The sequence below is a fragment of the Allochromatium vinosum DSM 180 genome (assembly GCF_000025485.1).
Classification (GTDB): Bacteria; Pseudomonadota; Gammaproteobacteria; order Chromatiales; family Chromatiaceae; genus Thermochromatium; species Thermochromatium vinosum.
Genome location: NC_013862.1, coordinates 1 through 13,661 on the forward strand (window position 1 = coordinate 1; position 13,661 = coordinate 13,661).

18 protein-coding genes are annotated in these 13,661 nt (G+C 53.7%); 14 read left to right on the forward strand and 4 right to left on the reverse strand.

Annotated elements, in window-relative coordinates; translation table 11 throughout:
• Window positions 1-78 precede the first annotated feature (78 nt).
• From parA to ALVIN_RS17370, 14 genes are all read left to right on the forward strand, one after another.
• A complete protein-coding gene (parA, locus tag ALVIN_RS17355; protein WP_012979570.1) occupies window positions 79-714 on the forward strand; it encodes a ParA family partition ATPase in 636 nt (211 codons plus the stop codon).
• Entirely contained in the window at window positions 704-907 is a 204-nt protein-coding gene (locus ALVIN_RS18350; RefSeq protein ID WP_012979571.1) for a ribbon-helix-helix domain-containing protein, read from the forward strand. Before parA ends, ALVIN_RS18350 begins: the two co-directional genes overlap by 11 nt.
• Before the next feature lie 33 nt (window positions 908-940).
• Window positions 941-1,165 (forward strand): WGR domain-containing protein, encoded by a 225-nt coding sequence (locus tag ALVIN_RS16170; RefSeq protein WP_012979572.1) that lies wholly within the window; start codon window positions 941-943, stop codon window positions 1,163-1,165.
• 149 nt (window positions 1,166-1,314) lie between these two features.
• Window positions 1,315-1,530, forward strand: a complete 216-nt coding sequence (locus ALVIN_RS16175; RefSeq protein ID WP_012979573.1) for a DUF2281 domain-containing protein — start codon at window positions 1,315-1,317, stop codon at window positions 1,528-1,530.
• A complete protein-coding gene (locus ALVIN_RS17365) occupies window positions 1,520-1,936 on the forward strand; it encodes a PIN domain-containing protein (RefSeq protein ID WP_012979574.1) in 417 nt (138 codons plus the stop codon). The genes ALVIN_RS16175 and ALVIN_RS17365 overlap by 11 nt, the downstream gene beginning before the upstream one ends.
• A 113-nt stretch (window positions 1,937-2,049) precedes the next feature.
• Window positions 2,050-3,792 (forward strand): type I restriction-modification system subunit M, encoded by a 1,743-nt coding sequence (locus ALVIN_RS16180; RefSeq protein WP_012979575.1) that lies wholly within the window; start codon window positions 2,050-2,052, stop codon window positions 3,790-3,792.
• 15 nt (window positions 3,793-3,807) lie between these two features.
• A complete protein-coding gene (locus tag ALVIN_RS16185; protein ID WP_012979576.1) occupies window positions 3,808-4,032 on the forward strand; it encodes a hypothetical protein in 225 nt (74 codons plus the stop codon).
• Window positions 4,020-4,445, forward strand: a complete 426-nt coding sequence (locus ALVIN_RS16190; RefSeq protein ID WP_012979577.1) for a type II toxin-antitoxin system VapC family toxin — start codon at window positions 4,020-4,022, stop codon at window positions 4,443-4,445. Before ALVIN_RS16185 ends, ALVIN_RS16190 begins: the two co-directional genes overlap by 13 nt.
• On the forward strand, window positions 4,442-5,803 hold the full coding sequence (locus ALVIN_RS16195) for a restriction endonuclease subunit S (protein ID WP_012979578.1): 1,362 nt from the start codon (window positions 4,442-4,444) through the stop codon (window positions 5,801-5,803). Before ALVIN_RS16190 ends, ALVIN_RS16195 begins: the two co-directional genes overlap by 4 nt.
• 10 nt (window positions 5,804-5,813) lie before the next feature.
• Window positions 5,814-6,041: a hypothetical protein gene (locus tag ALVIN_RS16200; protein ID WP_012979579.1), complete on the forward strand. Its 228-nt coding sequence runs from the start codon at window positions 5,814-5,816 to the stop codon at window positions 6,039-6,041.
• Complete coding sequence (locus tag ALVIN_RS16205) at window positions 6,038-6,268, forward strand: antitoxin (protein ID WP_012979580.1); 231 nt, start codon at window positions 6,038-6,040, stop codon at window positions 6,266-6,268. The genes ALVIN_RS16200 and ALVIN_RS16205 overlap by 4 nt, the downstream gene beginning before the upstream one ends.
• A 5-nt stretch (window positions 6,269-6,273) precedes the next feature.
• Window positions 6,274-6,675, forward strand: a complete 402-nt coding sequence (gene vapC, locus ALVIN_RS16210) for a type II toxin-antitoxin system tRNA(fMet)-specific endonuclease VapC (RefSeq protein WP_043796539.1) — start codon at window positions 6,274-6,276, stop codon at window positions 6,673-6,675.
• Window positions 6,672-9,803, forward strand: coding sequence for a type I restriction endonuclease subunit R (locus ALVIN_RS16215; protein ID WP_012979582.1), 3,132 nt, complete (start codon window positions 6,672-6,674; stop codon window positions 9,801-9,803). The genes vapC and ALVIN_RS16215 overlap by 4 nt, the downstream gene beginning before the upstream one ends.
• A 292-nt stretch (window positions 9,804-10,095) precedes the next feature.
• On the forward strand, window positions 10,096-10,518 hold the full coding sequence (locus tag ALVIN_RS17370) for an H-NS family nucleoid-associated regulatory protein (RefSeq protein ID WP_081442771.1): 423 nt from the start codon (window positions 10,096-10,098) through the stop codon (window positions 10,516-10,518).
• A gap of 96 nt (window positions 10,519-10,614) precedes the next feature.
• On the opposite strand, the gene ALVIN_RS16220 is transcribed toward ALVIN_RS17370, so the two are convergent.
• The 4 genes from ALVIN_RS16220 to ALVIN_RS16235 form a co-directional block, all read right to left on the reverse strand.
• Window positions 10,615-10,902, reverse strand: a complete 288-nt coding sequence (locus ALVIN_RS16220; protein WP_012979583.1) for an integration host factor subunit beta — start codon at window positions 10,900-10,902, stop codon at window positions 10,615-10,617.
• 196 nt (window positions 10,903-11,098) lie between these two features.
• Window positions 11,099-11,632 carry a hypothetical protein gene (locus ALVIN_RS16225; RefSeq protein ID WP_012979584.1) on the reverse strand — a complete coding sequence of 178 codons (534 nt, stop codon included), beginning with the start codon at window positions 11,630-11,632 and terminating at the stop codon, window positions 11,099-11,101.
• 56 nt (window positions 11,633-11,688) lie between these two features.
• Window positions 11,689-12,219 (reverse strand): hypothetical protein, encoded by a 531-nt coding sequence (locus ALVIN_RS17375; RefSeq protein WP_012979585.1) that lies wholly within the window; start codon window positions 12,217-12,219, stop codon window positions 11,689-11,691.
• A 76-nt stretch (window positions 12,220-12,295) separates the two neighbouring features.
• Window positions 12,296-13,456, reverse strand: a complete 1,161-nt coding sequence (locus ALVIN_RS16235; RefSeq protein WP_148217653.1) for a hypothetical protein — start codon at window positions 13,454-13,456, stop codon at window positions 12,296-12,298.
• Window positions 13,457-13,661: the final 205 nt, after the last annotated feature.

Consider the following 13,661-nt stretch of genomic DNA (forward strand, 5'->3'; position numbering starts at 1 on the left):
ATTTTATGTTAACTTGTGCAAATGTTTTTATGGGTACATAATCAAAACCACATAACCCCAAGTGAACAAGCGCACAAAATGCCAAATGTTATCGCTGTTCTGAACCCCAAGGGAGGTTCAGGAAAAACTACGTTGGCCATACACTTAGCCTATGCATTGAAGGAGCATGGCCGTACCTTGCTTGTAGATGCGGACATTCAAGGGTCGGCCCGCGACTGGAGCGCGGCTGGATCGTCCGGCCTGCCAGTGATCGGACTTGACCGCCCAACACTGGATCGCGAACTTCAGGCTATCGGCGGTGATTACCAATGGATCGTGATCGATGGGGCTTCTAAGGTCGAAAAGATGGTTGCATCCGGCGTGAAGGCAGCCGATATGATCCTGATTCCAGTTCAACCATCAGCCCTGGATCTTTGGGCCTGTGCTCCACTGGTCGATGTGATCCAGGCTCGCCAGCAAGCAACTGACGGTCGACCAGCAGCGGCTTTCGTTGTGGTTAGAGCGAAGAAAAATACTTCGATAGCACGCGAGATGCGCCGTGCTGTTGAAGGTTACGGATTACCGTTGTTGCCGCATACGATCTATGACCGCACGCTGTATGCGCGTGCCATTACAGAAGGAACTACCGTGCAGGCGATGGATGCGGCAAGCGAAGCCGCTAACGAAATCCGACTCCTTACTAATCGTGTTCTGGAGGCATTCGATGGAGTTTAAGGTTAAGCCCAAAGCCGCACCCTCAACCTTAAAGGAAGCTGTGCGTGATACTGAGCGTCTGAGCGTGGATCTCCCCAAACCACTCAAACGCGACTTGAAGCGTGTTGCTGTCGACCAAGGGCGAACGATCAGTGAGATTGTAAATAGCCTGATTTGTGACTATGTACAAAGTCACAAAAACACAAATAATTAAATGTAGATTTGTGTAAAATTACAGATAATCCCGATGTGTCTCCGATGGATTCACCCTGAGAAGCAGCGCTACTACCAAGTGGAGCTACTTCAGGATCTCCTGGGGGACTGGACACTGTTCCAGTGCTGGGGTGGGATCGGCTCGCACCTGGGCGGTCAGCGGATCGTCTGGGTCGAGTCGCAAGAAGCTGGACTGACCAGGATCAGGCAGATTCGCGCTCGACGTCGGCAACATGGCTATCAGGAACACATATCCTGAGTTTCTGATCTAAACGGTGGTATATCTCCAAAGAAAACCGTGATGAGGAACCGCGTTCCTTTCTGACTGGACAGGACGCCCTGAACAAATCCCATCAAAGATACATCTTGACCTGCTTTCAACATGACACAACACGCCAGGAGATCAACATGGGCTACGCTGAATTGATTCAAACCCTGGAGCAACTTCCGGAAGAGAAACAGATCGAGGTGCTTGATTTCGCCAAGTTTCTTGCACAACGGAACCAAAATAACACGATCGCCCCGAAAACCCTGGCGGAAACAGCATTGGCCAAATGGATCAATAACCCATTAGGTGTGAAAGATTTCCAGCCGTTGAGTCGAGAAGAAGCGAATGCCCGCTAAAGTATTTGTCGATACGAATATCTGGCTCTATGCGCTGGTTTCTCATGAAGATGATCCAAAGCATGTACAAGCCGCCAGTTTTGTCCTTGCGCTGCAACGACCTTTGATTAACTCTCAGGTGATTCGTGAAGCTAGCAGCAATTTGCTAAAAAAAGCCGGTATCGCGGAGGCAAAGCTACGAACAATCATTGAGGACTGGTATCGAGACTGCGATATTTATCCATCCAGTGCAGTACAACATACGCTGGCCTCGAAATTACGGGAAACATATTCGTTTAGTTATTGGGACAGTCTGATCGTCGCTGCCGCGCTTGATGCAGGATGCTCCACGCTCTTCAGTGAAGACATGCAGCACGGACAGAACATTGAAAATCGTTTGACAATCATTAATCCTTTTTTGCTGTGACGAAATACGATTCCTGTAAACCAGAAACGGCGCGGCCTGATGGTTTTACATCCGTCATTTCCATGAATAAGTCAGTCGTTCAATAGACATCCAAGAGCCGACACCCAGTACGCATGAATCAGACGAATCTTTCTGCCCTGATCTGGTCGGTGGCCGATCTGCTGCGGGGCGATTACAAGCAATCCGACTACGGCAAGGTCATCCTGCCCTTCACCGTGCTGCGTCGTCTGGATTGCGTCCTGGAATCCACCAAAGACGCGGTGCTCGCTGAAGAGAAAGCCAAACGGCAAATGGGGGTGAACCCCGAACTCTTCCTGCTGCGCGTGTCCGGTCAGAGCTTCTACAACGTCTCGCCCCTGGACATGAAGAAACTCCTGGGCGATCCGGATCACATCAAGGCCAACCTGTTGTCCTATCTACACGGATTCTCGGATGATGTCCGCGACATCTTCGAGCAGTTCGACGTCCAGACCCAGATTGACCGCCTCGCCAAAACCAACCTGCTGTATCAGGTGACTGAACGCTTCGCTCAGGTGGACTTGCACCCAAACCGGGTCAGTAACAGCCAGATGGGTCTGGTGTTCGAGGAACTGATCCGAAAGTTTGCGGAACTCTCCAACGAAACCGCCGGTGAACACTTCACTCCGCGTGAAGTCATCCGCTTGATGGTGAACCTGCTGTTCATCGAAGATGACGCGGTACTGGCCAAACCCGGCGTGGTGCGCACCCTCTACGACCCCACGGCAGGCACCGGTGGAATGCTATCCGTGGCCGGGGAATATCTGGAGGAACACAACCCGGAGGCGCGACTGACCATGTTCGGTCAGGAACTCAATCCGGAGTCCTACGCCATCTGCAAGGCCGACATGCTCATCAAGGGGCAGGATGTCGCCAACATCGTCTTCGGCAACACCTTCTCCGAAGATGGACACCCGCAGCGCACTTTCGACTACATGCTGTCCAATCCGCCGTTTGGGGTGGAGTGGAAGAAGGTCGAGAAGGCGATCCGCCAGGAACACGAGACCCTGGGCTTCAGCGGACGTTTCGGTCCTGGATTGCCGCGTGTCTCGGACGGATCGCTGCTGTTCCTGCTGCATCTGATCTCTAAAATGCGACCCGCTATTGATGGAGGGAGCCGGTTGGGGATCGTCCTCAACGGCTCGCCGCTGTTCACGGGTGGGGCCGGATCGGGTGAGAGTGAGATCCGTCGCTATGTGCTGGAAAACGATCTGGTGGAGGCGATCATCGGCTTGCCCACGGATATGTTCTACAACACCGGCATCTCGACCTATGTCTGGATTCTCTCCAACCGTAAGCCCGAGCATCGCCGGGGGCTGGTCCAGTTGATCGATGCCAGCGGGTTGTGGCAGAAGATGCGCAAGAGTCTGGGGTCCAAGCGCAAGGAACTCTCGGACGCGCACATCGCTGAGATCACCCGGCTGTTTGGTGAGTGCCGGGAGGCATACGATGGCAAGAAGCCGATCTCACGCCTGTTCAAGAACAGCGACTTCGGCTATCGCACCATCACTGTCGAGCGTCCGCTGCGGGACGAAGCCGGGAACATCGTGCTTGGCCTCAAGGGCAAGCAGAAGGGCAAGCCGCAACCGGACACCAGCCGGCGCGACACCGAGAATGTCCCGCTGGCCGAAGACGTGGAGACCTACTTCCAGCGCGAGGTGCTACCCCATGCCCAGGATGCCTGGATCGATCACGACAAGACCAAGGTCGGCTATGAGATCCCTTTCAACCGGCATTTCTACGTCTTCGAGCCGCCACGCCCGCTGGCCGACATCGATGCCGACCTGAAACGCTGCACGGATCGCATCCTGACCATGATCGAGGGTCTATCGGCCTGAAGCGAGGAAACGACCATGCAAGCCATCGAATTTGAAGCCGTCTCGGAAAACCATCGTATCCAGTTACCGGATACGGCGCCAAACGGCGTGCGGATGCGCGTGCTGCTGTTGTGGGAACCGTCCAGCCCATCCGAGACGGACTTGAAAGACCTGTTTTCCAGCGTGACCGAGGGACTGACAGCGGCGGATCTGGAACGTCCGCGTGATTTTGGGCGGAGGGATGTCGAGTGGGATATTTGATCGATACCAATGTCTGGTCGGAGTTGCAAAAACGCTCCAGAATCGACCCAGGCGTGCAACGCTGGTTTGCCGAGGTGGCGATGGATGAGGTGTATCTCTCGGTCCTGGTGGTCGGCGAGGTCCGCTGTGGCATCGAGCGTTTGCGTCGCCGTGATCCCCAGCAAGCCTCCCGTCTGGAAACACGGCTCGAACAATTAACCTCGGCCATGTCAGGACGTATCCTTCCACTGTCGCTACCGATTGCTGAACAGTGGGGGCGAATCAATGTGCCGAATCCATTGCCCGTGGTGGATGGCCTGCTGGCGGCGACTGCGCTCGTTCATGATTTAACCCTCGTCACGCGCAATGTGCGGGACGTTGAACGCAGCGGCGTCAAGCTGCTCAATCCTTTTGCAGAGGCTGTCAGCGAATGAGCTTCCCTCGCTACGAACGCTACAAGGACAGTGGGGTGGAATGGCTGGGGGAGGTGCCAGAGCATTGGATACTTGATCGGCTTAAATGGTCGGTTGAGGGATGTATCAATGGTTTATGGGGCGACGATCCTAATGGTGAGGATGTTATACCTTGTATCCGTGTCGCTGATTTTGATCGCGCTAAAAACAGAGTTAGAGCTGAAGATTTAACTTATCGTTCAATATCTGAAGAAAAACGACTAAATAGATCATTAAAAAACGGAGATTTACTGATCGAAAAATCGGGTGGTGGCGACAATCAACCTGTAGGCGTTGTTGTATTATTTGATCATAATCTAAACGCTGTTTGCTCCAACTTTGTGGCTAGAATGCCAGTCCGAAGTAATTTCTCCCCTCGATTCTTATGTTATCTGCACAGCGTCCTATACGCTTTACGCCTCAATACTAAATCAATAAAACAAAATACTGGAATACAGAATCTCGACTCAGCTTCATATTTAGACGAGCGATTTGGAATCCCTACCGTATATGAGCAAGGTTTGATTGCCGATTTCCTTGACCGTGAAACTGCCAAGATAGACGCCCTGATTGCCGAACAGCAACGGCTCGTCGAACTGCTGAAGGAAAAGCGGCAGGCGGTCATCTCCCATGCCGTCACCAAGGGGCTGAACCCCGATGCGCCGATGAAGGATTCCGGCATCGAGTGGCTGGGAGAGGTGCCGGAGCATTGGGTAATTGTGCCACTTAAACACCTTACCGCCCCTGGTCGGGATATCATGTATGGAATCGTTCTGCCTGGGCCGAACGTAGATAATGGCGTGCCAATTGTTAAAGGCGGAGACGTTAGACCTCATCGGCTTCGGCTAGAGTTACTGAACCGCACAACTGAAGCAATCGAAGCGCCTTACGCACGCGCACGACTTAGACCAAGCGACATCGTTTATTCGATTAGGGGTTCCATTGGAGATGCGGAACTCGTACCAGATGAACTGCTTGATGCGAATATCACTCAAGATGTTGCCAGAATATCACCAGATCAAACGGTAAATAGCCTTTGGCTTCTTTTCGTAATGAAGTCAGTGAGAGTATTTGTACAGTTAGAACAACGTTCACTAGGCGCTGCTGTGCGTGGTATCAACATATTCGATCTGAAACGCGCCCGTATTCCTTTCCCAGACATTCAAGAACAAAAAACCATCGCCACCTTTCTCGACCGCGAAACCACCAAACTCGATGCCCTGACCGCCGAAGCCCAAACCGCCATCACCCTCCTGCAAGAACGCCGCACCGCCCTGATCTCGGCGGCTGTCACCGGCAAGATCGACGTGCGCGGATTCGCTTCGGATTCCACGCATTAGGAGCCACCGCATGTTTGCCATCCGCCAGATGATCGACGACCCTCAAGACTTCATTCCGGTGCCGGCGGAACTGCGCCATCGTCCGACCGAGGTGATTTTCATCGCCCTCGATCACGTACCAGAGGCCGCAAAGACCATGCAGGCCAAACAGACTCCTGCGGGTTATGAGGATGGCGACGGTTTGGAGCCTTCGCCGCTCCAGAGCATCGATCACCCAACGGAGACAAAAAACCAATGATCACCGCCAAAATTGATCGCCGTGGCACCTTACAGAGCGTGCGGCTACCCGAGGGGTTTCAGTTCGATGTTGACGAGGTCGAGATTCTGCGCCGAGGTGACGAAATCGTGCTCCGCCAGAAGCCGACAAGCCTGCGTGCGGCATTCGACCTGTTGGCTTCCATGCCCGACGACTTCTTCGCCGAAGGACGCCAAGACGTACCGCCCGAGACCCGCGAATCCCTGTGATGCCCATGCGCTATCTCCTCGACACCAACATCTGCATCTACATCGCGAAGCGGCGTCCGCCAGAGGTTGCGGGGCGATTCGACAGCCTGCACCCTGGCGAAGTCGGGATGTCGATCATCACCTATGGCGAGTTGCTGCTCGGTGCCGAAAAGAGCCAGCATCCGCAACCGACCAAAGAACGGTTGCGGCGGTTCGTGGAACTGGTTCCCGTGCTGTCGCTGCCACGCGAGAGTCCCCATCGCTACGCTCGCATCCGTGCCGACTTGGAACGCGCCGGCACGCCGATTGGTGCCAATGACTTGTGGATCGCGGCACATGCGCTGACCTCCGGTCTGATCCTGGTCAGCAACAATCTACGGGAGTTTGGTCGGATTCCAGGACTGGCCACGGAAAACTGGGCGCAATGAACCTGCACCGGGAAGTGAACTTCGAGACCGAAATCTGCGACGCCCTCGCCGCTCAGGGCTGGTTCTATGCCGATGGCGATGCCGCCGACTATGACCGGGCACGGGCACTGTTTCCGGCGGATGTCCTGGCCTGGGTGCAGTCAACTCAACCCAACGCCTGGGCCACCCTGGAGAAGAACCACGGTCCACAGGCCGCCGAGGTGCTGCTCGGACGACTACGGGATTCCATCAATCAACGCGGCACTCTCGACGTGCTGCGCCACGGTATCGAGCTGCTCGGACTGCGCCACCCCCTCACCCTGGCCCAATTCAAACCCGCCCTGGCGATGAATCCTGATCTGCTCACCCGCTACGCCGCCAACCGGCTGCGCGTGATTCGCCAGTTACGCTATTCACTCCATAACGAAAACGCCCTCGATCTGGGTCTGTTCCTCAACGGGATTCCGGTCGCCACGGCGGAACTGAAAACCGACTTCACCCAATCGGTCGAGGATGCCGTCGATCAATACCGCTTCGACCGTCATCCGCGTCCCAAAGGACAGGGGAGCGCCGAACCCCTGCTGTCGTTCCCGAATGGAGCCTTGGTTCATTTCGCGGTGAGTAACCGTGAAGTCCGCATGACCACGCACCTTGAAGGTCCGGCCACCCGCTTTCTGCCCTTCAACCGGGGCGATCACGGAGCCGCCGGCAATCCCCCCAACGAACACGGCGGACACCGTACCGCCTATCTCTGGGAGGACATCTGGGCGCGGGACACCTGGCTGGAGATTCTCGGACGCTATCTGGTCGCCCAAAAGGACAGCAAGAAACAGATCAAAACACTCATCTTCCCGCGTTTCCACCAACTCGACGGTACGCGCAAGCTCCTGGTCACGGTGCTGATCGAAGGTCCAGGCGGCAAATACCTGATTCAGCATTCTGCCGGTTCGGGCAAGACCAACTCCATCGCCTGGGCGGCGCATTTCCTGGCCGATCTGCACGACGAACACCATCACAAGCTGTTCGATAGCGTGCTGGTGGTCTCGGATCGCACCGTACTGGACAGCCAGTTACAGGATGCCATCTTCGATTTCGAGCGCACGGCTGGGGTGGTGGCCACCATCAAAGGCGATGGCGGCAGCAAGAGCCGCGAACTGGCTGAAGCCCTCTCTGGTGGCAAGAAGATCGTGGTCTGTACCATCCAGACCTTTCCCTTTGCGTTGAAGGCTGTGCGCGAACTGGCCGCCACCCAGGGCAAACGCTTTGCTGTGATCGCCGATGAAGCGCATTCCTCGCAGACCGGCGAAGCGGCGGCCAAGCTCAAAGCCGTGCTGTCGGCGGACGAATGGCAGGCGTTGACCGATGGCGGCGAGATCAGCACCGAAGACCTGCTGGCCGCGCAAATGACGACACGGGCTGCCGAAACAGGCATCACCTATGTCGCCTTCACCGCCACACCCAAGGCCAAAACGCTGCAACTCTTCGGACGTCGCCCCGATCCGAACCGACCTGCCGGACCGGATAACCTGCCTGCGCCCTTCCATGTCTATTCGATGCGTCAAGCCATCGAGGAAGGCTTCATCCTCGATGTGCTCAAGAACTACACCCCTTACAAGCTGGCGTTCCGCTTGGCGACCATGGGGCGCGAATGGGATGAGCAGGAGATGGTGCGCGACGAAGCCCTCAAGGGCATCCTGCGCTGGGTGCGGCTACACCCCTACAACATCAGCCAGAAAGTGCAGGTGGTGGTGGAGCATTTCCGGGAGAACGTCGCCCCGCTGCTGAATGGACGCGCCAAGGCGATGGTCGTGGTCGGCAGTCGTCTGGAAGCCGTGCGCTGGCGGCTCGCCATTGACCACTACACCCAGGAGCAGGGCTACCCGATCGGTACCCTGGTCGCCTTTTCCGGCGACGTCATCGATCCCGAGTCCGGCCCCGATCCCTTCAGCGAAACCAGTCAGACCATGAACCCCAACCTGAAAGGGCGGGGGATTCGTGACGCCTTCGATACTGACGACTATCAGATCCTGTTGGTCGCCAACAAGTTTCAAACCGGCTTTGATCAGCCGCTACTGTGTGGGATGTATGTCGACAAGCGGCTTGCCGGCATCGCGGCGGTACAGACGCTGTCACGGCTTAACCGTGCCTATCCGAACAAGGACACCACCTATGTGGTGGACTTCGTCAACGATCCCGAGGACATCCTTGACGCCTTCAAGGCGTACTACGAAACCGCCGAACTCTCCGGCGTGACCGATCCCAACCTGATCTTCAACCTGCGCAGTAAGCTGGACGCGGCAGGGTTCTATGACGACTTCGAGGTCAACCGCGTAGTCGAGGTCGAGTTCAACCCCAAAGCCAAGCACAGCGACCTGACGGCAGCGCTGGAACCGGTGGCCTCCAGGCTGTTGCAGCAATACAAGGCGGCCCAGAACCGGCTCAAGAGCGCCAAGGCCAAGGACGACGCAGCGGCGATCAAAGAGGCGCAAGACGCCTTGAATGCCCTGCGGCTGTTCAAGAAGGATCTGGGCACGTTCCAGCGGGTCTATGCCTTTCTCTCGCAAATCTTCGACTATGGCAACACCGCGATCGAAAAGCGTTTCATCTTCTACCGTAGGCTCCTGCCGCTCCTGGAGTTCGGACGCGAACGCGACACCATCGACCTGTCCAAGATCGTGCTTACCCATCACACCCTGAAACGCCAGGGTCAGCGTTCCCTCGTCCTGCAAGCAGGCGAAACAAGCACGCTCACCCCGCTCGGCGAGAGTGGCACCGGCACGGTACAGGACAAGGAAAAAGCCCGACTCAGAGAGATCATCGCCAAAGTCAATGATCTGTTTGAAGGCGACCTGACCGATGATGACCAACTGGTCTACGTCAATCATGTCCTCAAGGGCAAGCTGCTGGAATCCAAGACCCTGATCCAACAGGCGTCCAACAACACCAAGGAACAGTTCGCCAACTCACCCGATCTGTCGAACGAACTGCTCAACGCCATCATCGATGCCTTTGCCGCCCACACGACCATGAGCAAACAGGCACTGGATTCCGAGAAGGTACGCCGGGGGTTGCAGGACATCCTGCTTGGACCGGCACAGCTTTATGAGGCGCTACGGGAACAGACTGAAAGCGCGCAAGCCGTACCGTAAGCCACCTTCGGTACGGTCGTCGGATCTGGTTCGATACCGGATATGTTTGGGTTTGTCCATAGGTTTCCCGTAACCTGTGGGCGGCGGATATTGATCGCAAACTCGACGAGACTTCGCTCAGTTCTTGGGGCAAAGGGTTTCAAGTGTGTGTTTGGTCGACGGGACATGCGGCTGGAAACGTTTGGATGTGGTTTACAGAATGCTCTTGTCAAGTATCGTTTTTTATGATAGATAGCTTTCTTCTCAACCGCTTAACGTTCTAAAAATAAACAACCAAACATTGAGCGAAAACATGATTCACTCTGAAACTGATCCTACCGAACATCTCTTGCAAAGAAAGCGAGAACTCGAAGAAAAAGAGAAAGAAATTGAAAAACAAAAAAAAGAAATCGAGGAAAAAATTAAGGAATCCAATTTAGGCTCTCGGCAAAAAGCATTAAATGATATTTTGGACTTGATGAATACCTATGAGATAGATATCTCTGATATTGCTATTGCCAAAAAATATCCAGAAAAAATCAAAAAAACATCACAGGCCACAAAAGAGAAAAAGCCTAAATTTCCACAGCCCCCTGAAGGAAAGAAGTATTTCAACCTTGAAACCAATAAATCCTGGTCGGGAAGAGGGCCTATAGATGATTCAATCCGCAATCATCCAGATCCAAACTCTCTGTTAGTTGACAAGGTCGTTGAGCAGCCAACTACTGCAATATAGGGTTTACTTTTTTTGCAGAGATCAGATCCCTGAAATTTTTTCAAACGCACCTGAAGGCGATCTGATCTTGTAGTTTTTATAGCGCTGTGTTTGATCTTAGAAGTAAACGAAGTTTACCCGTTCCCGCAACTCCTTACCCGGCTTGAAATGCAGGTAATGCTTGCCTGCGGTAAAGACAGTCTCGCCAGTCTTGGGGTTACGCGCTTGACGGGGAGGTCGATAGTGCAAGGAAAAGCTTCCAAACCCACGCACCTCGATCCGTTCACCGTTAGCTAACGATTCCCGCAACAGATTCAGAAGCGCCTTCACCACGACCTCTACATCGGCTTCAGGAAGATGCTCCTGCCGGTTGGCCATCTGCGTGATCAGTTCCGAGCGCGTCATGATCGGATCTCCTGAAACTCACTGAAACGCCTGCTCCTGATCCAGCTATCGAACCCCATCCGTTGTCTGGCAGACCGCCGCTGATCAATTGGATACGGACAAGCGGCCTGTCGACAACAGCACGCGGGTCAGGGACTTCGCCGCTCCACCTGGAACCTCGTAGCGGGAGGTTCCAGGCGGCGTCGACGATCAGGGTTTAAGCCCGGTAATCCAGACACTTCAGTCCAGTGGGGCTGAGAGGGAGAGTATCCCACCCTATGATCCAGTAGCGATCTCCGGGTTGCGTACCCTCAAACTGCTCGATAAGCGTGCACAAGTATTCCTGCATTTCTTGTACATCGGTGCGCTCAAAGACCATCAAACGAATATCGGCTTTTGACTGCATCAGCTTCAAGAAAGCATCGATGATTCTTTGATCCTGACTGGGATTCCATTCATCACAGACGACTTCCATCACCAACGGCAAGCGAATGAGCGGACAGGATTCACTGTCTGCCCCCCAATGCAGATCGTAAATCCAGGGTTCACCCCGCACGCAAGAACCGATCTCTTTTGCCGCATAGGTTTTGTAGCCAAAGTCATGGGCATAAGATCCGATTTCCCATAAGATATAACGTTTGATTTCGGATCGGCGATCGATTTTTTGGTAATCAATATATCTGGAAAAATTATCTTTAAAAAAACTCCAGACGCGCTGTTGAATTTGTTCAGTCTGTGGTGCGTGTCGCATGTGCAGATACTGTTTTGACGTCGATTGAATGAAAGTATCGTGCGTGATCGATGATTTTACCTGTGGTGCAAAAAAACCTGCATCTTATTTGCATGAGGATTTATGTTAAAATCCCACAAAGCAAAGACGTATCGATCGCCCGCTTGATAATGCTCAAATTGCTCTAAGGTGTTGTAGATGTGATCCAGGGTTCTCTGGGTATCCCGACATCCTAAGACAAGCAACCGGGTATCGGCTCTGGCGTGGGCTAATTTCAACACCGACTGCGTGATGATTGCGTGAAAAAATGGGTTTTGATCTTGAAAATCCTCCATCTGCATCACCAACGGCAAACGAACGAGCCGACTGGATTCATTGGCCGCACGCCAGTGCAGATCATAAATCCATTCCTCACCCTCGGCCTGCGGGCACAGGGCTTTCGATGTGAATACCTGACATCCAAGCTGATGACCATACTTACATAGAGTATTTAAAACTCCCTTTCTCCAGTGAGTGAAATGAGTCGTGTGAAAAAAATCATTCAAGTACTCGCCAAACGTGTGGATTAACTGACCTTCAATCGCGTTAGTAATCGGGTTGTTTTGCATGTAAATACTCTCAGTGCTCCGTAGGGATAAAACTATTGACAGATAGAACGGAGGCTACAAATCCTGCATTTCTCAATTAACCGCTCTGGAACATCGATGTGGACGACGAGAGAACGGGGGTTGACGGCTTGACGGTTCGAGGAAGCGTACTTTTTGTGAAGGTTCGACCTTTTCCCTTGGATTGTGCATAGTTATCGAATTTCGTGATCATGGTCGCGATTGATTGTATCTCTTCCGGCAAGGGACGTTGGTGGCGCGCCTCAATGTATCGACGATTGAACGTCGTTGGGTTCGGGCGCTGACCGCTGTGTGACGTCGCCTGTTCATACCAATAGTTGTAGATCTCAAACAAATCATGGACTAATCGATGGGTGTCAGAGGCGCGATAAAACAGCATTCCATGCAGGATGGGTTTAGGGTCCATATATTCGATTTTCAAAGCATACCCGATACTGGTTTTTCTGATCGGACTCTTGAGCGAAACCAGTGCCTGACGATCAGCGTAAATATCCCGATTCTTCGAGTGATCGCTTACCTCATACTCAAAGCGAACATAGACGACTGCGATGTGCTGATAGTGGTCACAGAGTTTAGTGGCGAAGTCAATCAGACCCTGGTAGTTTTCCTTGGCACGACGTCGGAAGTTTTTCAGGCGTGACTGAAATTGGGGGTCTTTGAACGTGGAGCGGAGTGTGTCGACCAGTGCATTGAGCGACTGACACGCGCGTTCCTGCTGCTGATCCGGCGTGAGTCCCGACAGGCTGGAGTATCCAGTATCAGGAGTTCCCCTGCGCGTCTGCGATGCCTGAACCGCCTTTGCATCCGGTTCGGGGGAATGCAGGACCGCTGACAGGTTGTACGGATACTGGCCCGAGGTAAAGGTGATTTTTGAACGCTGAAAACAGAGATTCGCGATTCCTGAATCCTGCTTCAGGGTTTCAAGAAACGCGATGACGATGGGACTGATCCTGAGAACATCCGCATACTTGTATGTCTTGTGATCCGTGTCGTAGAGACATTCCTGAATGTGAACATGATTTCGGAGTTGCTGATACAGGTCATGGCCCAGGCCACGAACACGGATGTAAGTGGCCCGTGGCTTGAATTGCCCTTGGGTTTGGGTTTGGGCCAACTCAAACAGGTTGCCTGTGCTCTTGGCGATCTGCGAGGCCAGTTGGTCGAGCTTCTGTAGACGCTCGCGAAACGCCTGATCCTTGGGCGTCCTGGTCGCGGCCAACAGCAGTGTGAATGGGTCGTTGACCCGTCGTGCAAAAGGGGACGTCATAGCCGATAGTATACGCAGAGTTAACGGCCAGAAATCCTGGCCGGAGATCCTAGAAATCGAGCAAAAAAGTTAGTTCCCTTGTTTTTAGAGTTGGTTCTCTCTGACTTAGAGTTAGTTTCCATGCATTCTAAATCAACAACTTAGATTTTTGAATCGA

What these genes read in the sequence shown, in the direction of transcription:
- ALVIN_RS16220 (WP_012979583.1), bottom strand. Translation starts at nt 10,902, where the DNA reads ATGACGCGCTCGGAACTGATCACGCAGATGGCCAACCGGCAGGAGCAT.
- vapC (WP_043796539.1), top strand. Translation starts at nt 6,274, where the DNA reads ATGCGCTATCTCCTCGACACCAACATCTGCATCTACATCGCGAAGCGG.
- ALVIN_RS16185 (WP_012979576.1), top strand. Translation starts at nt 3,808, where the DNA reads ATGCAAGCCATCGAATTTGAAGCCGTCTCGGAAAACCATCGTATCCAG.
- ALVIN_RS16175 (WP_012979573.1), top strand. Translation starts at nt 1,315, where the DNA reads ATGGGCTACGCTGAATTGATTCAAACCCTGGAGCAACTTCCGGAAGAG.
- ALVIN_RS16205 (WP_012979580.1), top strand. Translation starts at nt 6,038, where the DNA reads ATGATCACCGCCAAAATTGATCGCCGTGGCACCTTACAGAGCGTGCGG.
- ALVIN_RS16195 (WP_012979578.1), top strand. Translation starts at nt 4,442, where the DNA reads ATGAGCTTCCCTCGCTACGAACGCTACAAGGACAGTGGGGTGGAATGG.
- ALVIN_RS16225 (WP_012979584.1), bottom strand. Translation starts at nt 11,632, where the DNA reads ATGCGACACGCACCACAGACTGAACAAATTCAACAGCGCGTCTGGAGT.
- ALVIN_RS18350 (WP_012979571.1), top strand. Translation starts at nt 704, where the DNA reads ATGGAGTTTAAGGTTAAGCCCAAAGCCGCACCCTCAACCTTAAAGGAA.
- parA (WP_012979570.1), top strand. Translation starts at nt 79, where the DNA reads ATGCCAAATGTTATCGCTGTTCTGAACCCCAAGGGAGGTTCAGGAAAA.
- ALVIN_RS17370 (WP_081442771.1), top strand. Translation starts at nt 10,096, where the DNA reads ATGATTCACTCTGAAACTGATCCTACCGAACATCTCTTGCAAAGAAAG.
- ALVIN_RS17375 (WP_012979585.1), bottom strand. Translation starts at nt 12,219, where the DNA reads ATGCAAAACAACCCGATTACTAACGCGATTGAAGGTCAGTTAATCCAC.
- ALVIN_RS17365 (WP_012979574.1), top strand. Translation starts at nt 1,520, where the DNA reads ATGCCCGCTAAAGTATTTGTCGATACGAATATCTGGCTCTATGCGCTG.
- ALVIN_RS16180 (WP_012979575.1), top strand. Translation starts at nt 2,050, where the DNA reads ATGAATCAGACGAATCTTTCTGCCCTGATCTGGTCGGTGGCCGATCTG.
- ALVIN_RS16215 (WP_012979582.1), top strand. Translation starts at nt 6,672, where the DNA reads ATGAACCTGCACCGGGAAGTGAACTTCGAGACCGAAATCTGCGACGCC.
- ALVIN_RS16170 (WP_012979572.1), top strand. Translation starts at nt 941, where the DNA reads ATGTGTCTCCGATGGATTCACCCTGAGAAGCAGCGCTACTACCAAGTG.
- ALVIN_RS16200 (WP_012979579.1), top strand. Translation starts at nt 5,814, where the DNA reads ATGTTTGCCATCCGCCAGATGATCGACGACCCTCAAGACTTCATTCCG.